At 60.4% G+C, this 24,775-nt stretch carries 22 protein-coding genes; 12 read left to right on the forward strand and 10 right to left on the reverse strand.

What is annotated here, in order from left to right; all coding sequences use genetic code 11:
• Positions 1 to 88: 88 nt before the first annotated feature.
• Positions 89 to 1,006, reverse strand: coding sequence for a LysR substrate-binding domain-containing protein (locus tag PMI03_RS01845; protein WP_039973558.1), 918 nt, complete (start codon positions 1,004 to 1,006; stop codon positions 89 to 91).
• 326 nt (positions 1,007 to 1,332) lie between these two features.
• Here PMI03_RS01845 and PMI03_RS01850 point away from each other — a divergent pair, with 326 nt between their 5' ends.
• The 5 genes from PMI03_RS01850 to PMI03_RS01870 all read left to right on the forward strand — a co-directional run bounded on the left by PMI03_RS01850 (position 1,333) and on the right by PMI03_RS01870 (position 5,870).
• Positions 1,333 to 2,181, forward strand: coding sequence for a transporter substrate-binding domain-containing protein (locus PMI03_RS01850; protein WP_007689262.1), 849 nt, complete (start codon positions 1,333 to 1,335; stop codon positions 2,179 to 2,181).
• Between the two features lie 77 nt (positions 2,182 to 2,258).
• Positions 2,259 to 2,942 (forward strand): aspartate/glutamate racemase family protein, encoded by a 684-nt coding sequence (locus tag PMI03_RS01855; RefSeq protein WP_007689264.1) that lies wholly within the window; start codon positions 2,259 to 2,261, stop codon positions 2,940 to 2,942.
• A 33-nt stretch (positions 2,943 to 2,975) separates the two neighbouring features.
• The gene (locus PMI03_RS01860; RefSeq protein WP_007689266.1) at positions 2,976 to 3,635 is read left to right on the forward strand and encodes an amino acid ABC transporter permease; all 660 of its coding nucleotides are present in this window, start codon (positions 2,976 to 2,978) and stop codon (positions 3,633 to 3,635) included.
• 24 nt (positions 3,636 to 3,659) lie between these two features.
• A complete protein-coding gene (locus PMI03_RS01865; RefSeq protein WP_007689268.1) occupies positions 3,660 to 4,448 on the forward strand; it encodes an amino acid ABC transporter ATP-binding protein in 789 nt (262 codons plus the stop codon).
• 147 nt (positions 4,449 to 4,595) lie between these two features.
• Positions 4,596 to 5,870, forward strand: a complete 1,275-nt coding sequence (locus PMI03_RS01870; RefSeq protein ID WP_007689270.1) for an FAD-binding oxidoreductase — start codon at positions 4,596 to 4,598, stop codon at positions 5,868 to 5,870.
• Positions 5,871 to 5,880: 10 nt separating this feature from the next.
• On the opposite strand, the gene PMI03_RS01875 is transcribed toward PMI03_RS01870, so the two are convergent.
• Positions 5,881 to 6,312 carry an Lrp/AsnC family transcriptional regulator gene (locus PMI03_RS01875; protein ID WP_007689272.1) on the reverse strand — a complete coding sequence of 144 codons (432 nt, stop codon included), beginning with the start codon at positions 6,310 to 6,312 and terminating at the stop codon, positions 5,881 to 5,883.
• A 127-nt stretch (positions 6,313 to 6,439) separates the two neighbouring features.
• Here PMI03_RS01875 and PMI03_RS01880 point away from each other — a divergent pair, with 127 nt between their 5' ends.
• Positions 6,440 to 7,543 carry a saccharopine dehydrogenase family protein gene (locus PMI03_RS01880; protein ID WP_007689274.1) on the forward strand — a complete coding sequence of 368 codons (1,104 nt, stop codon included), beginning with the start codon at positions 6,440 to 6,442 and terminating at the stop codon, positions 7,541 to 7,543.
• A gap of 129 nt (positions 7,544 to 7,672) precedes the next feature.
• Here PMI03_RS01880 and PMI03_RS01885 read toward each other — a convergent pair whose 3' ends face one another.
• Positions 7,673 to 8,449 (reverse strand): transporter substrate-binding domain-containing protein, encoded by a 777-nt coding sequence (locus PMI03_RS01885; protein WP_007689276.1) that lies wholly within the window; start codon positions 8,447 to 8,449, stop codon positions 7,673 to 7,675.
• A 169-nt stretch (positions 8,450 to 8,618) separates the two neighbouring features.
• Here PMI03_RS01885 and PMI03_RS01890 point away from each other — a divergent pair, with 169 nt between their 5' ends.
• Together PMI03_RS01890 and PMI03_RS01895 are read left to right on the forward strand one after the other, a co-directional pair.
• A complete protein-coding gene (locus tag PMI03_RS01890) occupies positions 8,619 to 9,614 on the forward strand; it encodes an aldo/keto reductase (RefSeq protein WP_007689278.1) in 996 nt (331 codons plus the stop codon).
• A gap of 251 nt (positions 9,615 to 9,865) precedes the next feature.
• On the forward strand, positions 9,866 to 11,026 hold the full coding sequence (locus tag PMI03_RS01895; RefSeq protein ID WP_309574298.1) for a multidrug effflux MFS transporter: 1,161 nt from the start codon (positions 9,866 to 9,868) through the stop codon (positions 11,024 to 11,026).
• Positions 11,027 to 11,127: 101 nt separating this feature from the next.
• On the opposite strand, the gene PMI03_RS01900 is transcribed toward PMI03_RS01895, so the two are convergent.
• Positions 11,128 to 11,517 carry a cupin domain-containing protein gene (locus PMI03_RS01900; protein ID WP_007689281.1) on the reverse strand — a complete coding sequence of 130 codons (390 nt, stop codon included), beginning with the start codon at positions 11,515 to 11,517 and terminating at the stop codon, positions 11,128 to 11,130.
• Between the two features lie 137 nt (positions 11,518 to 11,654).
• On the opposite strand from PMI03_RS01900, the gene PMI03_RS01905 reads away from it, so the two are divergent.
• Positions 11,655 to 12,554 (forward strand): LysR family transcriptional regulator, encoded by a 900-nt coding sequence (locus tag PMI03_RS01905; protein ID WP_007689283.1) that lies wholly within the window; start codon positions 11,655 to 11,657, stop codon positions 12,552 to 12,554.
• A gap of 28 nt (positions 12,555 to 12,582) precedes the next feature.
• Here the strand turns inward: PMI03_RS01905 and PMI03_RS01910 are convergent, their stop codons facing one another.
• From PMI03_RS01910 to paoA, 4 genes are all read right to left on the reverse strand, one after another.
• Positions 12,583 to 13,368, reverse strand: coding sequence for a carboxymuconolactone decarboxylase family protein (locus PMI03_RS01910; RefSeq protein WP_007689285.1), 786 nt, complete (start codon positions 13,366 to 13,368; stop codon positions 12,583 to 12,585).
• A gap of 210 nt (positions 13,369 to 13,578) precedes the next feature.
• A complete protein-coding gene (gene paoC / locus PMI03_RS01915) occupies positions 13,579 to 15,774 on the reverse strand; it encodes an aldehyde oxidoreductase molybdenum-binding subunit PaoC (protein ID WP_007689287.1) in 2,196 nt (731 codons plus the stop codon).
• Between the two features lie 4 nt (positions 15,775 to 15,778).
• Positions 15,779 to 16,729, reverse strand: a complete 951-nt coding sequence (locus tag PMI03_RS01920; RefSeq protein ID WP_007689288.1) for a xanthine dehydrogenase family protein subunit M — start codon at positions 16,727 to 16,729, stop codon at positions 15,779 to 15,781.
• On the reverse strand, positions 16,726 to 17,361 hold the full coding sequence (paoA, locus tag PMI03_RS01925) for an aldehyde dehydrogenase iron-sulfur subunit PaoA (RefSeq protein ID WP_007689289.1): 636 nt from the start codon (positions 17,359 to 17,361) through the stop codon (positions 16,726 to 16,728). The genes PMI03_RS01920 and paoA overlap by 4 nt, the downstream gene beginning before the upstream one ends.
• Before the next feature lie 352 nt (positions 17,362 to 17,713).
• Between paoA and PMI03_RS01930 the strand changes: the two genes are divergently transcribed.
• Positions 17,714 to 18,913, forward strand: coding sequence for an MFS transporter (locus PMI03_RS01930; protein WP_007689290.1), 1,200 nt, complete (start codon positions 17,714 to 17,716; stop codon positions 18,911 to 18,913).
• A 57-nt stretch (positions 18,914 to 18,970) separates the two neighbouring features.
• Here PMI03_RS01930 and PMI03_RS01935 read toward each other — a convergent pair whose 3' ends face one another.
• Positions 18,971 to 19,627 carry a Crp/Fnr family transcriptional regulator gene (locus tag PMI03_RS01935; protein ID WP_229202665.1) on the reverse strand — a complete coding sequence of 219 codons (657 nt, stop codon included), beginning with the start codon at positions 19,625 to 19,627 and terminating at the stop codon, positions 18,971 to 18,973.
• A 1,438-nt stretch (positions 19,628 to 21,065) separates the two neighbouring features.
• Between PMI03_RS01935 and PMI03_RS01945 the strand changes: the two genes are divergently transcribed.
• Positions 21,066 to 22,949 (forward strand): MFS transporter, encoded by a 1,884-nt coding sequence (locus PMI03_RS01945; RefSeq protein WP_007689295.1) that lies wholly within the window; start codon positions 21,066 to 21,068, stop codon positions 22,947 to 22,949.
• A 420-nt stretch (positions 22,950 to 23,369) separates the two neighbouring features.
• Complete coding sequence (locus PMI03_RS01950) at positions 23,370 to 24,146, forward strand: hypothetical protein (protein WP_229202666.1); 777 nt, start codon at positions 23,370 to 23,372, stop codon at positions 24,144 to 24,146.
• Between the two features lie 117 nt (positions 24,147 to 24,263).
• Here the strand turns inward: PMI03_RS01950 and PMI03_RS01955 are convergent, their stop codons facing one another.
• Positions 24,264 to 24,551: a hypothetical protein gene (locus PMI03_RS01955; RefSeq protein WP_229202667.1), complete on the reverse strand. Its 288-nt coding sequence runs from the start codon at positions 24,549 to 24,551 to the stop codon at positions 24,264 to 24,266.
• Between the last annotated feature and the right edge of the window lie 224 nt (positions 24,552 to 24,775).

Consider the following 24,775-nt stretch of genomic DNA (forward strand, 5'->3'; position numbering starts at 1 on the left):
ATCTTAAATCCTCAACGGCCACGGTGTTGCAAATACCGATGAAGACTAGAGAAAAAGGCAGTGCGGTCAAGGACAGGCCGGGGTGTTGTTACGCCGCAGTCCCACCCGTCACTTGGCGGTTTTTCCGGCTCTCATGCAACAGCCAGTCGCGGAATGCGATGACGCTGTGTTTTTGCGACTTGCGCTCCGAATAGACGGCCCAATAGGATTCGCTGGAGCGAACCGGCTTTCCGAGCGGCAAATGTAATTCGCCGCTCTCCAGTTCCCGCTCGACATATTGCACCGGCACGACCGCCAGGCCGAGACCGCTGACGGCGGCGTTGATGAGCATCTCGCTATGGGCAAAGCGGACCCCCTGGATGGCGCCGCTATAGCTCAGATTGGCGGCCCGCAACCAGTTGAGCCAGAGGCTCGGCCTGCTGGCATTCTGAAGCGTGGGAAACCGGGCGAAATCGAGCCAGTCGAGCTTCGTCGTCGCCGGGATCAGCTTCGGGGAGGCGACGACGGCAAGCTCCTCTGGAAACAGCAAGGAGGCGCGCGCATTCCGCCAGGAGCCCACCCCTCGCAGGATGGCGATATCGATCCGGCTGTGGTCGAAATCCAGTTTGGGATCGACCAGCATGATCTCGATCGGCATATCGGGATTTCCCTGTACAAAGCCTTCGAGCCGGGGTGCGAGCCATCGTGCCGCAAGCGTGGGATAGGCGCCGATCATCAGCGATGCATCCGCCTTGCGCCCACGCACGACGTCGATCGAGACCTCCTCAAGCTTGTTGAGCGTCTGTTCGATCTCCTGAAAATATTTGGCGCCCGGATCGGTCAGCACGAGCCGCGATCCGGAGCGCTCGAACAGCCGGACGCCGAGATAGCGTTCGAGATTCTGGATATGGCGGCTGATGCCGCTTTGCGTCATCGCAAGCTCCTCTCCCGCCTTCGTAAAGCTCATGTGGCGAGCAGCAGCTTCGAATGCTTGCAGGGCCGGTAATGAAGGAAGGAAGCGACGCATGGAGTCCCTATTATGTCTTCGGCATGACAAATACTCATGACGAACCGAGTTTTCAAGTTTTGTGTTTTCACGCGCGACAGGCCATTAATCGGGCAATTGTAATAGGTGCGCGAAAAATAGACGCCCGCAAAGGAACGAGAAACTTGCAAGCCCGCTTTTGCGACGGCGAAGCTCACACGACAGGCGTCGGATGCGTTGCAAAACGCACCTCCTCGACCGTTGGACAAGAGCTTCAAACCGAGCTTTAGGCATCGGAGCGCGGGAGCTGCTCCTTCCTATTGCATTCAAGCACATCATCAATCATCAAACAAAAAAGGGGAATGAACATGATGAAACGCAGAGATTTCGCAGGCCTCATCGGGGTCGCCGCGACGGGAGCCGCAGCGGTGGCATTGTCCACTCCCGCCTTGGCGCAGACGGCGCCGGATGAATCGACGTTCGACCGGATCCGCAACAGCAAGAAGCTGCGCGTCGCCGGCATCGTGGGGACCGAGCCCTATTACCATAAGGACATCGCGACCGGCGAATGGTCCGGCTTCTGTATGAGCATGGCGCGCGATCTCGCCAAGTCGATGGAAGCCGAGGTCGAGATCAGCGAGACGACCTGGGGCAATGCGGTGCTTGATCTGCAGTCGAAGAAGATCGACATCATGTTCGGCCTAAGCCCCACGCCGAGCCGGGCGCTGGTCGTCGAATTCACCCGCCCGATCATGCAGAACACCTTCACGGTCATCGCCAAGCCCGGTTTGGAGCCGAAGACCTGGGACGAGCTGAACAAGCCGGAGATCCGCGTCGCTGTCGATATCGGCTCGACCCATGACCTTTTTGCGCGCCGCGTCTTGCCGCAGGCGACACTGGTCGCGCTGAAGACGGCAGACGAGGCAACGCTTTCGGTTCAGGCAGGTCACGCCGACCTGGTGATCCAGGTGGCCATGCTATCGCTCGTGACGATTAAGAAGATCCCCAATCTTGGCAAGATCTTCGTTCCGACCCCGATCATCCGGCAACCGACCTGTGCCGGCGTCCGTGTCGAGGACAGCGCCCGTTTTCGCACCTTCGTCGACAACTGGCTGGAGTATAACCGCTCCTCGGGCGTGGTCACGAGCTGGATCACCTCCAGCCTTGAACTGGTTGGGGTGCAAAAGCAGGAAATTCCCGCCGAGATTCAATTCTAACGTGAGCAGTCGGGCCGTGCGGCAACGCCCGGCCCGACTGCTCGCTCGGCCCTTCCTGGTACAAAGGTTGCCAATTCATGTCTGACCCTGCCAACGCGCTCGGTATCATCATGCTGGACACGGCATTCGAACGTCCGGTCGGTGATGTCGGCAACGCTAAGAGCTGGCCCTTCCCGGTTCTTTATCGGAAAGTCTCCGGCGCAACCGCGCGAACCGTGGTTGCGGGGCGGGATGAGAGCCTCCTCGAAGCCTTTGTTGAAGCCGGCGAGGAGTTGCAGCGGCAGGGTGCCCGCGCGCTCACCACCTCCTGCGGCTTTCTCGTGCTCAGGCAGTCGCTGCTGGCAAGCCGGCTTTCGCTGCCGGTGGCGACCTCGAGCCTGATGCAGATCCCGCTCGTCATGCGATGCCTGCCGGCGGGCAAGCGGGTCGGAGTGGTGACCTATGAACGCAGTTCGCTGACACCAGCACATTTTTCCGAGGCCGGCGCCGATCCCGAAACACCGACGGTGGGCTTGCCGAAAGAGGGATATTTTCACGGCTTGATCGAGCGTGGAGAGGCCTATGATCGGGGCAATCTCGAAATGGAGTTGACCGGGGGGGTGCAAGACCTGCTTGCGCGCGAGGCCGATATCGGCGCGATCGTTTTCGAGTGCACCAACCTGCCTCCGTTTTCCGGGGCAATTGCCAGACGTTTCGGCCTTCCGGTCTTCGACATTCTGACGCTGGGCCGTTGGCTGTTTGCGGGAACCCAGGCCGGATAGCCGCAGAATAGAATAAAAGAGGGATATTGCTCAGTGGGTTATCAATGGGATTTCGGCTTTCTGCTGCAATATAGCAAGCTGATCTGGATCGGTGCGCTCTATACCTGCGGCTTCACCATCATAACGGTGGTCTCGGGGCTTACGGTCGGCGGTGTGATTGCGCTCGCGCGGCTTTCCAACTTCAAGATTGTCAGCGTGCTCCTGACCGGTTTCATCGAGATCTTCCGCTGTACGCCGGTGCTGGTCCAGCTCGTCTGGTGCTATTACGCGCTGCCGATCCTGTCTGGTATCGAACTCACGCCGGCGGTGGCGGCGTTCATCACGCTGACGCTCTACGGCGCTTCGTTTTACAGCGAGATCATTCGCGGCGGTATCGTCTCCGTCGATGCCGGACAATGGGATGCCGGGCGAGCCATCGGCATGCGCCGGCACCAACTCATGCGCCGGGTGATCATGCCGCAGGCGCTCAGACGCATGCTGCCGCCGCTCGTGAACCAGAGTGTTCTGCAGTTAAAGAACACGTCGCTGCTGTCGGTGCTTGCCGTGCCGGATCTTCTCTATCAGGGCCAGTTGATCACCTCGGCGAGTTATCGCCCGCTGGAAACCTATACGATGATTGCGGTGATCTATTTCATCATCCTGTTTCCGCTCACGCGCCTCGCGCATGGGCTGGAAGCACGGATGGCAAAATGACGCGCGCCGAGAAGGAATGAAGCCATGTCTGACGACAAGATGATTGAGCTCGTGGGCGTCAAGAAGTCCTTCGGACCGGTGGAGGTCCTCAAGGATATTACCTTGAGTGTCGGGAAAGGCAGCGTCGTGGCGCTGATCGGCCCCAGCGGTTCGGGGAAATCGACGCTATTGCGCAGCATCAACCTGCTGACCGTGCCCGACAAAGGCTATATCCGGGTGGGAAACCACACGATGGATTTCTCACGCTCGACCACGCTGCCGCGCGATAGGGAGCTTGCATCCTTCCGCGCGAGGACCGGCATGGTCTTCCAAAGCTTCAACCTCTTTCCGCATATGAACGTTGAGGAAAACGTGATGGAAGGGCCGGTCACGGTGCTTGGCGTGACCAAGGCCGAGGCTCGCGAGCGTGCCCATGCGCTGCTGGAGAAGGTCGGGCTGGCGGACAAGGCCAAATCAAAGCCCGAGCAGCTTTCCGGCGGGCAAAAGCAACGTGTCGCCATCGCCCGCGCTCTTGCCATGCAGCCGGAAGTGATGCTGTTTGACGAGGCGACCTCGGCGCTCGATCCCGAATTGGTTGGCGAGGTTCTCGCGGTGGTGCGCTCGCTGGCTGCCGAAGGCATGACCATGCTGCTGGTGACGCATGAAATGGCCTTTGCCCGCGATGTCGCCGATCAGGTGATCTTCATGCGCGACGGATGCGTTGTCGAACAGGGCGATGCCCGGCAGATGATCGAAAATCCGAACCATCCGGCAACACGCAGCTTTCTCAGCCACTTTCATACCGGGCTTGCAGGCCCGCCGCATCCAAGCTGACCGTGCCTGCCGAGTCTCGGCGAGCGGCCCTGGCGCAGCAATTCAAAGCATGAGTTTGACGCAGGACATCGCTCCTGCCTCGCGCAGTCATGCGCTGCACGCTGCCGCATGGGACAACATCATCCATTACTCCTTCGAGGGACCAGAATGCCGAACACCGCCCCAAAGCACATCGCCGTCATCGGATGTGGCATCGTTGGTGCCTGCAGCGCACTCGCGCTGCTGAGGGACGGGCATCGTGTGACGATCATCGAACCTGGCGAGCCGGGTGACAGGCAGGCGGCGAGTTATGGCAACGGAGCCTTCCTCAGCCCGGCCTCGATCATCCCGATGTCGGTTCCGGGCCTCTGGAAGAAAGTGCCGGCTTACCTTCTCGATCCTGAGGGACCGTTGACCATCCGTTGGGGACATCTTTTGCCGCTTGCGCCATGGCTGCTGCGTTTCCTCAGCGCGGGCTCAACGCTCGCCAAGGTGCAGCGAACGGCGAAAATCCTGTCCTCGCTGCTGTCGGACGCGCCGATGCGCCATCGCGCCATCGCAGCCGATTGCGGACAGGCGGATATGATCCGGCAGGACGGCCTGCTCTATGTCTATCCCGACCGAGCAAGTTTTGAGGCTGATGCTTTCGCCTGGGGGCTGCGGCGCGACAATAGCGTTGCATGGCGGGAGCTGTCGGGCGAGGAGCTGCATGCTTTCGAACCCTCTCTCAATCGGCGCTATACATTTGCCGCGTTCGTTGAGGCTGGTGGGCATTGCGTGGATCCCGGCGCCTATGTTTCGTTGCTAGTGCAGCGCGCGCTTGGCAAAGGCGCTCGACTGGTGAAGGCGGGCGCAACCGGCTTCAGGATAAAGGACGGTCGCCTCACGGCTGTCGATACCGATGCCGGTCCGATCGAATGCGACGGTGCCGTCATCGCGGCTGGAATTCGCTCGAAGGCGTTGGCAAGAATGGTTGGCGATCGTATCCCACTGGAAAGCGAGCGAGGCTATCATGTCGAGGTCGTCGATCCCAAGACAGGGCCGCGCATTCCGATCATGCCGAGCGACGGCAAGATGGCCAATACCATGATGCCCGGCCGGCTGCGGGCATCGGGACAGGTGGAGCTTGCCAGCGTCGATGCGGCACCTGACTGGAGGCGGGCGGATATCCTGCTGCGGCAGCTTCTCAGCACCTATCCGGATCTCGGGAAGAACCCGGAGGATATGACGGTCCTGCGCTGGCAGGGCAACCGCCCCTCGACCCCCGATGGCCTGCCCGTCATCTCGCGCTCGAGCGCGACGGCCGACATCATGCATGCCTTCGGTCATGGCCATGTCGGGCTTGCGGCCGGCCCGAAGACCGGAGAGCTGGTCGCTGCCTCGTTTTCCAGACGGCCACCGCCGATCGACATCGGGCCTTTCGCGGCGTCGCGCTTCCGATAGGGCCTTGCCGTCAGCGGTCGATGCGGGTCGACAATATGATCGATGACAGCGTTTTTTCGACTCCATCCATCTCGCCGATCTTGTCGATCACCTTGTCCAGTTCGCTGATCGACGCGGCGGCGATAATCGCGATCAGATCGAAGCTGCCGCTGACGGAATAGACCGACCGGACGTGAGGGATCGCCTGCAATTCCTGCGTCACGCGGCCGAGCATTTTGGCCGTCAATGTGATAAGCACATGCGCCTTCACGAGGCCGCTTTCGAAGCCATCAGACAGCCGAACACCGTAACCGGCGATCACGCCATCGCGCTCAAGACGCTCGATTTTCGTCTGCACGGTCGTGCGCGAAAGCCCGAGTTTGCGGGCGAGCGTGGCGGTTGGAATCCTGGCATTTTCGCTGAGGAAGGACAGGAGCTGCCGATCTTTTTCCGATAACGTCATTCTGATCAAATCCAACGGCATTTTGTAGGAAAGTGCCATTCATTTTTATCATTCCAGCGCTGTGAATCAACCAAGCTGTCGAGAATAAAAAAAGTATAAAAATTACGATCAATGTTTGGGAACTGATATGAAAAACATCGTTGTTATCGGCGCTGGTAAGATCGGATCGACGATTGCCCGCCTGCTTGTTCATTCCGGCGAATACCGCGTGACGGTCGTAGACCGTAGCGAGGAACATCTTGCGCAAATCGAGACGAGTACCGCGCTGAGCGTCGCCCAGGTCGACATTACTGACGCCTCGGCGCTCACCGCAGTTCTTTCCGGCAGCTTCGCCGTTCTCAGCGCCGCCCCCTTCCATCTGACGATAGCCATTGCGGAAGCGGCGGCAAAGGCTGGCGTCCACTATCTCGACCTGACCGAGGATGTCGCATCGACCAGACGGGTCAAGGCCATCGCGCAAACCGCAAATACCGCCTTCATTCCGCAATGCGGGCTTGCGCCGGGATTTATCTCGATCGTCGCCAACGACCTCGCCAGCCGTTTCGACAGCCTCGACAGCGTCCGCCTTCGCGTCGGCGCTCTGCCGCAATATCCGTCCAATGCCCTGAACTACAATCTCACCTGGAGCACTGACGGCGTCATCAACGAATACATCGAGCCATGCGAGGCGATCGTCGAGGGGAAGCTTGTTCAGGTTCCGGCGATGGAAGAGCGGGAGGAATTCTCGCTGGACGGCGTCACCTACGAGGCCTTCAACACATCCGGCGGGCTCGGTACCCTTTGCGAAACGCTGGAGGGCAAGGTCAGGACGCTGAACTACCGCACGATCCGCTATCCGGGGCATGCGGCGATCATGAAAGCGCTTCTGAACGACCTCGGCCTGCGTCATCGCCGCGAAGTCCTGAAGGACATTCTTGAGCATTCCTTGCCGTCCACCCTGCAGGACGTCGTCATCATTTTCGTCACCGTTTCCGGCTGGAGAAACGGCCGCCTCGTGCAGGAAACCTATGCGAACAAGGTCTATAGCGCGGTGGTTGCCGGCCGCCCGATGAGCGCCATCCAGATCACCACTGCGTCGAGCATTTGCGCGGTGCTCGACATGCTCAGCCACGGACATCTGCCCAATCGCGGTTTTGTCCGCCAGGAGGATATCGGGCTCGACCTGTTCCTGAAAAGCCAGTTCGGCCATTATTACGAGCAGGCGGCGGATACGCGGAAGATGGCAAGCTGAACGACAAGAAATTGCCGGTAGACGTTATCGGCGATTACATTGCAGGCACTGGCGAAGGGAAGACGGTCGTCTTCCCTTCGTAGTACGCGGTCACTGCAAAAAATAGGGCTTGAGCCGACCTGGGTGTTTTCACTGGATCGCGGCGTCGAGCTTCTTCTTCCAATCGCCACTGTCCAGTTGCTTGCGCATAAATGCGTCCACGGCCGCCTTCAATGCTGGGTCCTTGCGCAGCAGATAGGCATTGTCGAAATGGGTGAAGGGCTCCTTGACCGCAACCGGGCACAGCACGCCGGGATGCAGCTTGGATTGAATATCCACCTCTATGCCGTCGGTGATCATGACGTCGGCCTTGTCAGCCGCGATCTCGTCGAAGATTGCCTTGTTGTCCGCAAACTCCTCGATCGGCGCCTTGGAGAAATGCTCATGGGCGAACTTGTAGTTGGTGCCGCCCGGATTGACGATCACGCGCACCGAAGGCTGGTCGATCGCCTCCAGCGTCGCATATTTGTCCTTGTCTGCGCAGCGGGCGATAGGGCGCTTGCCGTCACTGACGTTGGGTAGGGAAAAATCGCCGACTTCGGCGCGCGCGGGGTTGACCGTAATGCCGCCGAGCGCGACGTCGAACTTGCCGGCCTTGAAATCGTCCAGCATGGTCTTCCATGTCGTCATCACGAATTCCGGCTTGACGTTGAGGCTTGTGGCCAGATCCTTGCCCATGGCTATATCCGCACCGGTCAAGCTGCCATCCGCGCCCTTGTAGCTGAAAGGCTTGTAGTCGCCCGTCGTGCCGATCTTGATCACGCCCGCCTTCTGGATCTCCGCCAGCGCGCCGTCTTCGGCGATGGCCATGTTCGCTGTCAAATTCAGCGCCGCGAACATAGTCGCCAGGAAATACGCTCTCTTCATTGTTCTCTCTTTCTCTGCATGTGCCTCATGTAATCTCATGAAGCATTCATGAACTGGGAACATAACGTCATGCCAATTCCGCCGACTAATCGCGACGCACGGCGCGGCCTATTTTCTCCTCATCATAACAATTGAGCGCTCACGACGGGTGGGCGCAAGAGGAAGAACAATGAAAAAGCGTATACTTGGCAAAAGCGGCCTGGAAGTTTCGGCCATCGGCTTCGGCTGCATGGGCCTGAACTTCGGCTACGGTCATGCACTGGGCACGCAGGAAGGCGTCACGCTGATCCGCCAAGCGGTCGAACGCGGCGTCACCTTCTTCGATACCGCGGAGATCTATGGCCCTTTCACCAACGAGGAGATGGTCGGCGAGGCGCTGGCGCCGGTCCGCGATCAAGTGGTGATCGCAACGAAATTCGGCTTCGCGATCGATCCGGAGACCAGGAAGTCGAACGGCCTGGACAGTCGGCCGGAAAACATCCGCAAGGTAGCCGAAGCCTCGCTCAAGCGGCTGGGCGTCGAGGTCATCGATCTTCTCTACCAGCATCGCGTCGATCCCAACGTGCCGATCGAGGATGTTGCCGGTACCGTCAAGGAGCTGATCGCCGAGGGCAAGGTCAAGCATTTTGGTCTGTCGGAGCCCGGCGCGCAGACGGTTCGCCGCGCGCATGCCGTACAGCCGATCACGGCGCTGCAGAACGAATATTCGCTCTGGACCCGCGGACCGGAGACCAACGGTATCCTTGAGGCCTGCGAAGAGCTCGGCATCGGCCTGGTCGCCTACAGCCCACTCGGCAAGGGCTTCCTGACCGGTGCGATGGGCAAGGACACCAAGCTCAGCGAGAACGACTTCCGCAAGATCCTGCCGCGCTTCACGCCGGAGGCAATGGAGAAGAATCAGGCCTTGATCGACCTGCTCAAGACCATCGCCGACGCGAAGAGCGCGACGACTGCCCAGATCGCACTCGCCTGGCTCCTGGCGCAGAAGCCCTGGATCGTGCCGATCCCCGGCACCACGAAGCTGCACCGGCTGGAGGAAAACCTCGCTGCCGCCGATATCGAACTGACCTCGGACGATCTGGCGCGGATCCAGCTTGCTGCAGCCGAGATCGGCGTTGAGGGCGAGCGCTATCCCGAGCACCTGCTGAAGACCGTCGGTCTCTGAGACGCCAGCAATCCCTATTGTGATCCGAGCCCGTGCGCCTGCCGCGCGGGCTCCATCCTTTTCAAGATTGAAGCATGCCGGGTTTGAGCACATCAACGGCACTGTCTTCCTCTCGATCGCACAGGAACTGTAATCCGATGCCCAACCAGGCGAAAACCGCAGTCAAGTTAACAACAGGAACTGCCGGCACTCCCGTTGCAGATGCTCCAGACACGGGAAAGATCGTTGGGGCCGCAAGCCACGGATGGCGTGTGCTCGCGGTCCTGAGCGCGCTCATGGGCTTCGCATCGATCTCGACGGATCTCTATCTCCCGGCCATGCCGGCGATGGGCCGGGATCTCGGTGCCGACACGGGCGCCATCGAGTTGACGATTTCCGGCTTCCTCATCGGTTTCAGCCTCGGGCAGCTTCTCTGGGGTCCGGTCGGCGACCGTTACGGCCGTCGCCTGCCGGTGGCGATCGGGCTCGTGCTGTTCGTCATCGGTTCGGCCGGATGCGCCATGGCCGGCCGCGCCTCGACAATGATCGGATGGCGTATCGTGCAGGCGGTCGGGGCCTGTGCCGGTGTCGTGTTGTCGCGGGCGATGGTGCGTGATCTCTACGAAGGCAGCCGTGCGGCGCAGATGATGTCGACGCTGATGACCGTGATGGCGATCGCGCCCTTGCTGGGGCCGGTCGTGGGTGGGCAGATCCTTGCGTTTGCCGGATGGCGGGCAATCTTCTGGACACTGGTGGGTGTCGGGCTGCTGACCCTTGCGGCGCTCTTCACGCTGCCGGAGACATTGCCGGCCGAGCGGCGTAACCTCCAGCCGCTTGGGCGCGCGATTATCGGATATGGTACGCTTCTGCGTCATCGCCGCCTGCTCGGCTATGCGGGCACTGGCGGCTTCCTCTATGGCGGCATCTACGCCTACATTGCCGGCACGCCCTTTGCCTATATCACCTATCATCATGTGCCGGCCGGGCTTTATGGTCTGTTATTCGCCATCGGCATTGTCGGGATCATGATCGCCAATATCGCGAATTCGCGGCTGGTGTCCCGCTTCGGCGGTGACCGCCTGCTGCTCCATGGCAGCGCCGCCGCCGCGCTTTCCGGCGTCGTGCTTGCCATGGCGGCATGGACGGACTGGGGTGGGCTCTGGGGCCTGGTCGTGCCGCTCTTCCTGTTCATCTCCGCAACCGGCTTCATCGTCGCCAACTCGATTGCCGGCGCGCTGACCGATTTCCCGGAACGTGCCGGCACCGTGTCCGCCCTGGTCGGTGCGCTCCATTACGGCAGCGGCATCTTCGGCTCGGCACTGGTCGGCACCTTTGCCGACGGTACGCCCTGGCCAATGGGCTGGGTGATCGCCCTTGCCGGGATCGGCAGCTTCGTTTGCGCACGGTCGCTCGCCTCAAGCCGGAAGATCTGATCGACATCAATCCGCATCGCTATCGAGCGAAAACAAAAAATCAGCCGCGGGCGCTACTGCACCCGCGGCTGATCTTCTTCACGCTTCGTCGAATTGTGCCGTCAGCCGCCATACTCCCTGTCGGTGACCTTCTCCATCCAGTCGACGGCCTTGCCATCCAGCATTTCGACGATGGCGACATGCGACATCGCGCAATCAGGCGCGGCGCCGTGCCAGTGCTTTTCGCCGGGCTCGAACCAGACGATGTCGCCGGGGCGGATGTCCTCGACAGGTCCGCCTTCCCGCTGAACCCGGCCGATACCGGACACCACCAGCAGCGTCTGGCCAAGCGGATGTGTGTGCCATGCGGTTCGCGCGCCCGGCTCGAAGGTGACGGTTCCTCCGCTCAGATTGCCGCTGCCGTTGAACGGTGCGTCGACGCGTACGATCCCGGTGAAGTAGTCCTCGGGTCCCTTTCGCGAAGGCTGCGCGCCGCTGTGTTTGATCTGCATTTTCAGTTTCCTTGCAATGAAACGGCCGGCTGCGTCGATGGCCGCCAGCCTCCAAAAATCGCAAAGCCAGTTTAGTCGCGGGACATTCCGACAATTAGCCACTATAAGTCGCATGTAGTCATGTCTGGAGTTCATGAATGCGACGCGAGGAACTGGTCGATCTCAATGCCTTTCTGATCGTGGCCGAGGAGCGGAGCTTTACCCGTGCCGCCGCCAAGCTCGGCACTTCTCAATCTGCATTGAGCCATACCATCCGGCGACTGGAAACGCGGGTTGGCGTGCGTCTGTTGACCCGCACCACCCGCAGCCTCGCGCCGACCGAAGCCGGGGAGCGGCTGCTTGCCACGTTGAAGCCGGCGCTCGACAGTATCGGCACGGAACTCTCCTCGCTCGGCGAATTGCGCGAAAAGCCGGCCGGCACGATCCGCATCACCACCTCCGAACATGCCGCCAACACCGTCCTGTGGCCGGCGCTTGAGAAGTTCCTGCCGAACTATCCGGATATCCATGTCGAGTTGAGCATCGATTCCGGGCTCACCGATATCGTGACGGAACGCTTCGACGCCGGTGTCCGGCTTGGCGAGGCGCTCGCCAAGGATATGATCGCGACACGCATCAGCCCCGATATCCGCATGATTGTGGTCGGCTCGCCCGCCTATTTCGAGCAGAGAAAAATCCCGCTTACGCCGCAGGATCTGGCCGACCATCAATGCATCAATCTACGTCTGCGCAGTGCCGGCGGTCTTTACGCCTGGGAATTGGAGAAAGATGGGCGCGAGGTGCGGGTGCGTGTCGAGGGGCAGCTCGTCTTCAACAATGGCGACATGATGATGCGCGCCGCTGTCGCAGGCTTCGGGCTGGCTTTCGTGATGGAGGACCATGTCAGAGGGCATCTTGCCAACGGTAGCCTGGTGTGTGTGCTGGAGGACTGGTGCCCGTCCTTTCCCGGCTATCATCTCTATTACCCGAGCCGGCGCCAGCCCTCGGCCGCCTTCGCATTGCTGGTGGAGGCGCTGCGCTATCGGGACCGAGGGTAGGCTCGATTCGGACGATCTGGTATCCGGCTCAGCTTCCGCGTTCTTCGAATACTTTCCTCACAACCGGTGCTGCCGACATCGCGTTCGGCCAACCGGAATAGAATGCCAGATGCGTGACTACGCCGGAAATTTCCTGCTTCGTCAGGCCGTTGTTCATGCCGATATTGGTGTGGCCCGTGAGCTGGGCGACGCGGCCGGTAGCGACCAAGGCGCTGATCGTCACAAGGCTGCGGTCACGCGGCGCAAGCGCCGGGCGTAGCCACAGGTCCTTGAACAGGACGTCAGTCGTATATCCCGCCAGATCCTTGAAGTCCGGCCCCAGTGCTTGATCGACCATCGCGACCCGCCGTGTTTCCGCCTCTTCGTTCAGGGGGAGGGTGGCATCCTGGGCCGGCGGAAGCTGGTCGGCGCCGATGCCGTGGCTCTGGAAGACATGCCTGGCGACCTTGAGCGCCGACATCGCATTCGGCCAGCCGGTATAGAAGGCGAGATGGGTGATGGTCTCGGAAATCTCGGCCGGCTTCACGCCGTTCTCCAAGGCCATATCCATATATTGCGGCAGCTCGCCCGACTGGCCGGTGGCGATGAGCGCGGCCACTGTAACGAGGCTCCGGTCGTGTGGGCTGAGGTCCGTGCGCTTCCACAGATCGGCGGCAAGCCGTTCTCTAGCATAATGTTCCAGGGCAGGAGAGACGGCTTTCATTTCCTCGATCGATGTCGTCGGCATGTCGAACCTATTTGTTGACTGTTCTGATTGGGCCATGGCCAGTGCAGGCAGTCCCATGATTACGGCGGTGGCGATAAGATGCTTCATCGACAAGTCCTTTCGTTGGGTGTCCGGATATCCTGCTCCGTCCGTTCCGCCGAGCAGTATAGCGCGCGCCCGATCCCGCGATTATATCGCTCGGACCGCATGGGCTTATGCGACCAGTTCATGAGTGGGCCGACGGCCTCACGGCCGCAGGTCTGCTGTTGGAGAAAGGACAGGCAGCGGAAGCTTTCCGCCGCCTGTCCGAAGGGTCGGTCAGCTCATCTCGGGTAGGTCGTGGATGAGTTTGTCGAGGGTAATGGGATAATGACGCACCCTGACGCCGGTTGCATTGTAGATGCCGTTGGCGATGGCGGCGGCGACGCCGCAAAGGCCGAGTTCGCCGAAGCCCTTGGCCTTCATCGGCGATGACATCGGGTCGGTCTCGTCGAGGAAGATGACGTCTTGATGCGGGATGTCGGCATGGACAGGCACCTCGTAGCCCGCGAGATCATGGTTGACGAAGAAGCCCCTTGTCGTGTCGACGGCGAGTTCCTCCGTCAGTGCCCCGCCGACGCCCATCGTCATCGCGCCGATCACTTGGCTGCGCGCCGTGATCGGATTGAGGATGCGCCCCGCCGCGCAGACGGCCAGCATACGCCGGACGCGTGTCTCGCCGGTCGCCATATCGACGCCGACCTCGACGAAGTGGGCGCCGAAGGTCGATTGCTGGTGGGTCTTGTCGAGATCGCCGTATTCGATGCTGTCCTCCCCGACCAGCCCGTCGCCGGCGGCTTCTGTGAGCGGAACGGATCGGTTGCCCGAGCGGACCTGCTCATCAGCAAAGACGATATCGGCCGAATTGAAGCCCAGCTTCTGGGCCACGGCTTCGCGCAGCTTCACGCAGGCGGCATAGACGCCCGAGGTGGAGTTGTTGGCGCCCCATTGCCCGCCGGAACCGGCGGAGACGGGGAAGGAGGAATCTCCCAGCCGGACCTCGACCTTGTGCATGGGCAGGCCCATCATCTCGGCAGCCGTCTGGGCGATGATGGTGTAGGTTCCGGTGCCGATGTCGGTCATGTCGGTCTCTACGGTGACGACGCCACGGCTATCGAGCCGGACGCGCGCGCCGGACTTCATCAGCAGGTTGTTGCGGAAACCGACGGCGACGCCCATTCCTACGAGCCAGCGTCCGTCGCGCCGGCTGCCGGGCCTGGCATTGCGGTCGTTCCATCCGAAGCGGTCGGCGCCGGTTTGCAGGCATTCGATCAATCGACGTTGCGAGAAAGGACGCTCCGGGTTTTCCGGATCGACCTGCGTGTCGTTGAGGATGCGGAACTGGACCGGATCGAGACCGAGCTTCTCCGCCATCTCGTCCATGGCGATCTCGAGCGCCATCAGGCCCGGTGCCTCGCCCGGCGCGCGCATGGCGTTGCCTTCCGGAAGGTTGAGAATGGAAAGGCGCGTTGCCGTCATCCGGTTGGCGCCGGCATAGAGCAACCGCGTCTGCTGCACGGCGTTCTCAGGCCCGCCGCCCTCCAGATTGGCGGACCAGCCCTCATGGCCGATCGCGGTAATCTTGCCGTCCGGCGTTGCGCCGATCCGGATCCTCTGGATCGTTGCCGGGCGATGCGTGGTGTTGTTGAACATGAACGGCCGCGTCAGCGCCACCTTGACCGGCCGGCGGGCGGCACGCGCGCCGAGTGCGGCAAGGATGGCATCCGTGCGGACGAACAGCTTGCCGCCGAAGCCACCGCCGATGAAGGGCGAGATCAGGCGAACCTTGTCCGGTGCAATGCCAAGCGTCGTCGCCACGTCACCCTTGCTCCAGTTGATCATCTGGTTCGAGGTCCACAGCGTCAGATCGTCGCCGTTCCACACCGCGATCGAGGCATGCGGCTCCATCATCGCATGCGCGTGGTCGGGTGTGGTGTAGGTTTCGTCCAGCTTGACGGGGGCTGCTGCGAAGGCGCCGGCAAAGTCGCCGACGGCGGTATCGGGCGTGCCTCGGTCCGGTGTCCCCGCCCTGTCCTTTGCCCCGGCAAGCAGGTAGGAGGCATTTTCGGCTGCGTAGCCTATGCGAACGAGCTGCGCCGCCGCGCGGGCCTGTTCGAAGGTCTCGGCGACGACAAGGGCAACGGCCTGATGGTAGTGTTCGATATCGGGCCCGCCCAGCAATTTGGCGGTGTTGAAACGGCCCTTGCCGAGCTTGCCGGCATTGGCCGCCGTCACGATGGTAATGACGCCGGGTGCCGCGCGCGCTTCGGCGAGATCGTAGGATGTGATCCGTCCCTTGGCGATGGACGAGCCGACGACATAACCATAGGCCTGGTTGGGCACGACATCATGCTGCTCATAGGCATAACGGGCCGTGCCCGTTGTTTTCAGCTGGCCATCGATACGCTCGATGGGCTGGCCGACGACCTTGAGCTGGTCGATCGGGTTTGTGGTGGCTGGTGTGTCGAATCTCATCTTCTTATCCCCTCGCTTCGGCAAGAACAGCGCCGAGCGTGCGCTCGACGAGCGTAACCTTGAAGGCGTTCTGTTCGGTGGGATGTGCGCCGGCGAGCAGTGTGTCCGTGACCGCTCTTGCGCCCTTCGGCAGATCGGCTTCTGCCGCCTCGACGCGCCAGGGCTTGTGCGCGATGCCGCCGACGGCAACACGGCCGGTTCCATCCGGCTGCACGATCGCGCCGATCGAAACCAGTGCGAAGGCATAGGATGCGCGGTCGCGGACCTTGCGGTAGATGTGCTTGCCGCCGATCGGCTTGGGGAGCGTCACAGCGGTGATCAATTCACCGGGCTCGAGTACCGTCTCCACATGCGGGGTATCTCCCGGCAGGCGATGGAAATCGGCGATCGGGATGCGGCGTGTGGCGCCATCGGGCCGCACGGTTTCGACGGTCGCGTCCAGCGCGCGCATGGCGATCGCCATGTCGCTCGGATGCGTGGCGATGCAGGCGTCGCTGACGCCGATCACCGCATGCTGGCGGCTGAAGCCGCCGATGGCCGCGCAGCCGCTGCCGGGCTGGCGTTTGTTGCACGGCTGGTTGGTGTCGTAGAAATAGGGACAGCGTGTGCGCTGAAGCAGGTTGCCCGCGGTCGTCGCCTTGTTGCGCAATTGGCCTGAGGCGCCGGTAAGCAGGGCGCGCGACAGGAGGCCGTAGTCACGGCGGACCCGTTCGTCGGACGCCAGATCCGTGTTGCGCACGAGCGCACCGATACGAAGCCCGCCCTCGGGCGTTGCCTCGATCTTGTCCAGCGCCAGGCCATTGACATCGATCAGATGTGTCGGCGTCTCGATCTGCAACTTCATCAGATCGAGCAGGTTGGTGCCGCCGGCGATGAATTTGGCACCCTTGGTGCCTGCCGCGGCCTTTGCGGCTGCCTCCACCGAGGAGGCGCGTTCGTAGCTGAAGGCTTTCATGCTTGTCTCCCCGCAACTTCGCTGATGGCATCGAGAATGTTGGAATAGGCGCCGCACCGACAGATATTGCCGCTCATGCGCTCGCGGATCTCGTCGGGGCTCACTCTGGCCTCGACGGTCAGGTCGCCGCTGACATGGCTCGGCACGTTGGCCCTGATCTCTTCGAGCACCGCGACGGCCGAACAGATCTGGCCGGGTGTGCAATAGCCGCACTGGAAGCCGTCATGCTTGACGAAGGCGGCCTGCATCGGATGGAGGTTGCCGGGTTTGCCGAGCCCCTCGATGGTGGTGATGGTGTCGCCCTCATGCATGACGGCAAGCGTCAGACAGGAGTTGATACGCCGGCCGTCGACGATGACGGTGCAGGCGCCGCACTGGCCATGGTCGCAGCCCTTCTTGGTGCCGGTCAGATGCAGATGTTCCCGCAAGGCGTCCAACAGGCTGGTGCGTGTGTCGATATCGAGATCGCGAACCTCGCCGTTCACGGTGAAGGAGACCTTCGAGGAGAAGGGCGTTTCGGGGGTGGGCGTTTGAGCGCCCGCCACAGACGGTGCGGCGGTGATCGCAACGGATGCGGCAGTTGCCACCAGAAGGTCGCGTCGGGAGATTTCCAGGTCGACAGGATTGTGCATATCAAGCTCCATGTCATGATGAGGTGAAGCGCATAAAGCGCGGCTCATGCGGCAAACGCTGTTGCAACAGCTTCGACACTTGTCGGGTGCACCCGCTCGACCCAAGGGACCTGAACGGACTACTGACCCGACTTAAGAAGTAGGGTGCGGTAGCCCCGTCGATTAGGGATCGATTTTTGATAAGGCCTATGAACTGAGTTCATGAATGAACGGCATGTCGAAAAAAATGGCCCGTACGAGAAAATTTGAGAGGGAGATGTCGAAATCGGGTGGGGTCGAACGTCATTAGATCATAGTCGGTACGGCGGTTGCCGAGCCGAGGGTTGATCTCGTGGGCAGGGGAGTTGAGCGGATGAGCATTTCCTATCGTTGGGTGATCGTGGGCGCCGGTGCGCTGATGACCTGTGTCGCACTCGGCGCGATGTTTTCGCTGGCGATTTTCCAGGTGCCGATCGTGGCCGCCACCAATTGGTCGCATGCCGGCATCGCAAGCGCGATGACCCTCAATTTCCTGGTAATGGGTCTTGGCGGTTTCATGTGGGGAGCGGCAAGCGATCGTTTCGGACCCCGCATCGTTGTCCTGATCGGAGCAATATTGCTGGGGCTGGCGCTCGTGCTTGCGAGCCGGGCGACGTCGCTCCTGCAGTTTCAATTGACCTACGGCATTCTCGTCGGGCTGGCCGCCAGCGCCTTCTTTGCGCCGATGATCGCGACCACGACGGCGTGGTTCGATACAAATCGCAGTCTCGCTGTATCACTGGTCTCCGCCGGCATGGGCGTTGCGCCGATGACGATCTCGCCCTTCGCCCGCTGGCTGATTTCCGCTTATGACTGGCAGACGGCGATGATGCTGATCGGTATCCTCGCCTGGGTCCTGCTGGTGCCGGCAGCGCTTTTGGTGCGAGGCCCGCCCGTGAGCGCCAACGATCCCGTGGTCGATGCGGCGACTGATGGTCCCCGCGTGCCGTTCGGGCAGATATTCCGTTCGCCGCAGTTTCTTGTTCTCGGCGGCACCTTCTTTGCCTGCTGTGCCGCCCATTCGGGGCCGATCTTCCATATGGTGAGCTACGCGACGATCTGCGGTGTCGCGCCGATGGCGGCCGTCAGCATCTACAGCGTCGAGGGGCTGGCGGGGCTTGGCGGCCGGCTTCTCTATGGCACGCTCGCTGACCGGATCGGCGTCAAGCCGGTGCTGGTCGCCGGGCTGCTGGTCCAGGCAGTGGCACTTGCGACCTATCTCCTCGTCAGCCAGCTCGGCGAATTCTACGCGCTCGCCGTCATCTTCGGCAGCGCCTATGGCGGGGTCATGCCGCTCTATGCGGTGCTGGCGCGCGAATATTTCGGCCCGCGCGTCATCGGCACCGTCTTTGGCGCGGCGACGATGCTGTCGAGCATCGGCATGGCATTCGGTCCGCTGGCCGGCGGCTGGATCTTCGATACGTTCGGGAATTATTCCTGGCTGTTCATCGGGTCGTCCATGGTCGGGCTTGGGGCGGTGGCTATCGCGCTTGCCTTTCCACCGATGCAACGCCTCAGGCTCCTGCCGGCGTGACTACGGGATAAAAAAAAGGGCGGCATAAGGGCGCAGGGCGGCCCTTCTGCCGCTTCGCTATTGCAGGTACGACGAATCAAAATCAGCCAGACGCTCCAGTCTTTTGGGGTCGAGGAGTTCGACCCATCCTTCATGAAATCTCATCGCGTTCAGCTCGCGTAATTGCCTGAGAACACGATTGAAATGAACTGCGGTCAAACCCAGTGCGTCGGCGATCAGCGATTGGGTCAGGGGACATTGATATGCCGTCTTCGTGCCTAGGCCGACGAGGTTCAATCGCGAGCTCAGCTCAAGGAAAAAATGGGCCACCCTGTCGATGGGTCGCCGCCGGCCGACGTCAACCAGATGCTGGACGAGAATGGCCTCGTCCCGCAAGGTGGACCAGAGTATCGACATGGCGAGGTGGCCGTTGCCGTGAAATGCTTCGGCCAGCTCTTCGAGATTTATCTCTCCGACCTCGACGCGAGTTATGGCGCAAAGGCTGTCATCGCAATTGGGAAGCAGAATTCGTCGGATGCCTATGAGGTCGCCGGGGACGTGGAAATTGATGACCTGTCGCGTTCCATTGCGCATCAGCTTGTAGGAGCAGGCCCAGCCCGCACAGAGGATATATGCGCTTTGGCGTGATTGCCCCTCATGGGTGATGTCACTTCCTTTCGCAAAGACGCGCTTGCGGATTTCGAGCGAGGCGAGAGCCGCCTTGTCTTCAGGCAAGAGGGCGATATGCGTCTCAAGCTTACGCGCGATCGGGCTTGTCAGGAGAGGAAGAGATCTCGGTTTGGCCCCGAGCAGAGATAGATCATGCGGCATGGACGATGCCTTTTAGGTTGCGATTGATCAAGATCGATGCACCCACCCTTCGACGACATATTGTGCAGAAGCACTCTCCTCACAAGTTTAGCCGGATTAACAAATGGTAAGGGAGGCAAGGATCCCTGTATCTCCAATGGCATAGATTCTTCAATTTTTATAATATGTTAGAGATCCGCTTGCCTCTTCCACACTGTCTCACCGATCGCGCACTTCTTAGTGAAGCAGACGTGATCGGATACATTGATTGAGATCATATCGAGGTCGCGTGAAACGGGTCATGACTGAGGCGTGCGAGAGTTTCTATAAACCGGCACACTTTTGGAAACATGGAACCATGCCGGTTCAAGCAGACCGGCAACAGCTCCTAATGGAGATTGAGATGTTCAAAACGCCCAAACCAACAATCGTATTCGCTCTCTTGGGAACGACCCTTGCGACTCTTGCGGTTTCAACCGTTCCTGTCTTTGCCGCAACCACCTGCGCGGGAGACCTTAAGCTCACCAGAACGGAATTGGACGGAACCCCAGCCAGTGTCCAAAAGGCTGAAGCCATGGGGCTCTATTCCTCGGCGATCAACGCGCGCTCCAATGGCCAGGACAGACAATGCGTGGGAGACCTGAATAAGGCCTCCGCAGTACTTGCCTCTGCCGCTCCTAACTGGGTCTGGACTGATGCCGGCAGCGTTGGCGTGGATCCGGCATCCACCTCAAGTGAAGGGCATCACGATGGCGGACATGACCACGGCCACAGGGCTCGCTAGGTTCGCATCGTGAAATGCGTGCAAACCCATAAGACACAGGCTGTGACGTGAGTTGCCGAAATGCCGATTGGCCACTGGTTTGAAATTGGTGTTTGCGGATCATGTCGGCCACTTCGATGCCATTCGGTGTTGCTGATACAGACTGGATGGCATTGAAGCCCTAGCAGACAATCAAGGGCGAATATTTCACAACGCATCTGTTCAGCGTCGCATGGTCAACGGCAACGCTGCGCTCGGCCATAAACCTGGCCATGCCACCAGATCCCACAGTGTGATCGCTGCCCTGTCAGCATCACGATGGAGCCTGAGCCCCGCTTTGGGGTAATCCTGTCGTCTTTTGGCACCTTACACACAATTTTAGACGGCGGACGCAAGTTGCAGCCATTGCATTTTTCAATTTTTAGCCAACACTTCCTCTGCATCGGATGCATGACCTCTCGGGGAGGAAATCTGGAGGGCATCCATCGGCGCAGGTTTCCCGCGCCAGAAGGGCCGGGAGACCCACGCGCAATGTGAGTTTGGGGGGGCATGACGCGGGCACTGCCGTCATGTCCTAGGTGCAACTGGGAGGAATTAGGAATGGTAGCCACGTCTGTGGATCAGACTTCTGGTCGAGGGATGACCAGGGAAGAGAAGAAGGTGATCTTCGCCTCTTCGCTCGGAACTGTTTTCGAATGGTATGACTTCTATCTCTATGGTTCCCTGGCCGTCTTCATCGGCGCGGCCTTTTTCAGTGAATATCCGGAAGCGACCCGCAATATTTTCGCGTTGCTCGCCTTCGCGGCAGGCTTCCTGGTCCGGCCCTTCGGTGCGCTGGTCTTCGGACGGATCGGCGATCTCGTCGGCCGCAAATATACGTTTCTCGTCACCATCCTGATCATGGGCCTTTCGACCTTCCTGGTCGGTATCCTGCCCGGCTCGGCCAGCTGGGGTCTCGCTGCCCCGGTTATTCTGATTGCGCTGCGCATGCTGCAGGGCCTGGCGCTTGGTGGCGAATATGGTGGCGCGGCAACCTATGTCGCCGAGCATGCACCCAACGACCGGCGCGGTTTTTATACGTCCTGGATCCAGACGACGGCAACGCTCGGGCTCTTCCTGTCGCTGATCGTGATCCTGGTGGTGCAGAACTGGCTCGGCAAGGAAGCCTTTGCTGCCTGGGGATGGCGTATTCCCTTTATCCTGTCCTTCGTTCTCCTCGGCATCTCCGTCTGGATCCGGCTGTCGCTCAGTGAATCCCCGGCTTTCAAGAAGATGAAGGAAGAAGGCAAGGGCTCCAAGGCGCCGCTGTCGGAAGCTTTCGGACAATGGAAGAACGCCCGGATCGCGCTGCTGGCACTTCTCGGTCTCACGGCAGGCCAGGCCGTCGTCTGGTATGCGGGCCAGTTCTATTCGCTGTTCTTCCTGCAGAACGTGCTCAAGGTCGATGGTCAATCGGTCAACATCATGATCGCCATCGCGCTGCTGTTCGGCAGCGGTTTCTTCGTGTTCTTCGGCTGGCTGTCCGACAAGATCGGCCGCAAGCCGATCATCATGGCCGGACTTGCCCTGGCGATCCTCACCTATTTCCCGCTGTTCAAGGCATTGACTCATGCGGCCAATCCGGCGCTTGCCCAGGCAGAGCAAACCATCCGCGCCACCGTGACGGCGGCACCCGGCGATTGCACCTTCCAGTTCAACCCGGTCGGCACGGCGAAGTTCAACAACTCTTGCGATATTGCCACCTCGTTCCTGTCCAAGAGCTCGGTGCCCTACGCAGTTGTCGACGGTCCCGCCGGCCAGCCGGCGACGGTCAAGGTTGGTGACGCCATCGTGACTTCCTATGACGCTGTCGCCGCCGGGGCGACGGCGACGGCAAAGAGCGCCGCCTTCACGCATGACCTGAACCTTGCCCTGCAGAAGGCGGGTTTCCCGCTGGCGCGCGATCCGGCCAAGGTGCCGGACGCCAAGCTGGATGGTTTCATCGCCGCAAACCCCGAGCTCAGCCTAAACGCGGCAACGGTCCGGGCCGGTGACAAGACGGTCACGCCGGTTGCCGATCTGATCAAGGCGAAGCTGCTCACAGCGGAACAGGCCGCCGGCGCGACCGATATGCCGGTCTACACGGTGGCGAACGGCGGTGCCTTCAAGATGGTTGCCGATCCCGCCGCGATCAACTGGCCGCTCACCATCGCCATTCTGACCATTCTCGTCATTTACGTGACCATGGTCTATGGCCCCATTGCCGCGATATTGGTTGAGATGTTCCCGACCCGCATCCGCTATACCGGTATGTCCTTGCCCTATCATATCGGCAATGGCTGGTTCGGCGGCCTGCTGCCGGCAACGGTCTTTGCGATGAGCGCTGCCAAGGGCGATATTTATTACGGCCTTTGGTATCCGATTGCGATTGCGACGATGACCCTGGTCATCGGTCTTATCTTCATCCGCGACACCAAGGGCGTCGATCTCAACGCCATCAAGTAACGACGGAAGAAAAGCCCGGCGCGAGCGATCGCGCCGGGCTTTTTCTTTTGGTATTTCCATTTCCTGACGGCGCTGTCTCATCTTTGCCTACTCGCCTGAGGAGGAGGGACCGAAGCTGCGCGCTGGAACCAGGATCCTGACGGTGCAGCATGGAACAGGCGGCATCCAAAGACGGATCGCCCGCCACCGTCGCAGTCGTGTCGTCACATTTCGAAATAACATTTCCCATAAATTCCACCGGGTAGAAATATTCAGACACAATTTGGGGCTAGCTATCATCCTGTCGTTTCTAAGCAGGAGCCACTGAAACGACACGGTTCACCCCTAGCCGGTGCCGATCGATATCAATTTTGTCGCGGAGCATCATCTTCCATGCCTTTTCCGTATTTCTGGCGGCAAGAACAACTAAAGCATATCGTCGTGACGACCTTTCATGAAAAGGGGTATCGCGACTATGGCAAGAAGTGCATCGAGACATTTCTCAAATATTGGCCCAAGGATATCTCGCTTGTGGTCTATGCCGAGAATGTGCAGGTCGAGGAGAAGGATGAGCGGCTCCAGATTTTCGACCATAATGAGAGCCTGCCGCGCTTGCTCGAATTTCGCAAAGACTTTGGCGAGAACCCGCTGGCCAACGGAGTCCGTCTATCTACGAATAGTTTGGAACGGGACTACCGCTGGGATGCCGTTCGTTTTTCCAACAAGGTCTTCGCCGTCACCGATGCGATCCAGCGATATCGGACCGAGGCGGATCAGCTGATATGGCTCGATGCCGATACGGTCACGCACAGCGAAATTCCGCGTAGCCTGATCGATAGAATTGCCCCGAGGGGCAATCAGCTCGCCGCCTATCTGAACCGTAAAATATATCCGGAATGCGGATGGGTGGGATACAATCTTCGCCACCGCGAAATATTGACCTTCGTCGAGCGCTTCGAAAGCGCCTATTCGTCCGGCTATTTCCTGGCGCTGAAGGAAAGCCACGACAGTTTCGTCTTTTGGAAGATCGTCCAGCAAATGGAGCAGGATAAAGAAGCAAGCTTCAAGTTTCTGGGCTCGAACCGGACCAAGTCCCATGTCTTCATCAACAGCGTCCTTGGAGGTTATATGGATCACCTCAAGGGCGACAGGAAAGCCGCGGGGAAAAGCCGCAAGAGCGATCTCTCCTGGCGCCGGCGCGAGGCGTGGTGGAGCTGATCGGACGCGATAGGTCTCAAGTTTAAACTTGTTTTTCTGCCACGTATCGCATGAGACATCTCGTGGGTAAGGAGTAGCCTACCCACGATCAGATGCCGTGCAACACGATGTCAATTGTCAGACGTAGGCGGCCCGAGCGCCGAAATCCGTATTCTCGTCGAAATTCGTCGTGCCGATGCGATCGCTTTCGCCAGACAGCGGCGATTGCGCGTTGCTCTGCGACGAACTGGAACCGGAGGCTGTGCTCGCCTTCGCGGTTTGACCGGCGGCGCTCGACTGGCTGCTGGAGGATTTCTGCAGCTTGGCCAGTTTGGCCTCAAGGGTGGTCAGTTCCTTTTGAAGCGTGGCTGCTTCGTCCGGGTCTTTCGTGCTGGCGAGCTCCGCCTTCTTTGCCGCGATTTCCACCTGTATTTTCGTAGCGTCGTCTGCGGTAGACGAGCTCGATGATGTGGTGGACGATGTGCCAAACAAGGATGAGGCCGTGGAGGAGGATATTGCGGTAACCATTTTGATGTTGCCCATTGCTGTGTCGTGCGGATGTACAATTGTGGCAGCGGCTAGATTAAGCGGCCGTAAATGGCCTTTTGCGTACGACCCGGTGCCAATGGTAGAATAACGGCGTCGCAATC

Origin of the sequence: Rhizobium sp. AP16, assembly GCF_000281735.1 — a bacterium.
GTDB classification, from domain to species: Bacteria; Pseudomonadota; Alphaproteobacteria; order Rhizobiales; family Rhizobiaceae; genus Rhizobium; species Rhizobium rhizogenes.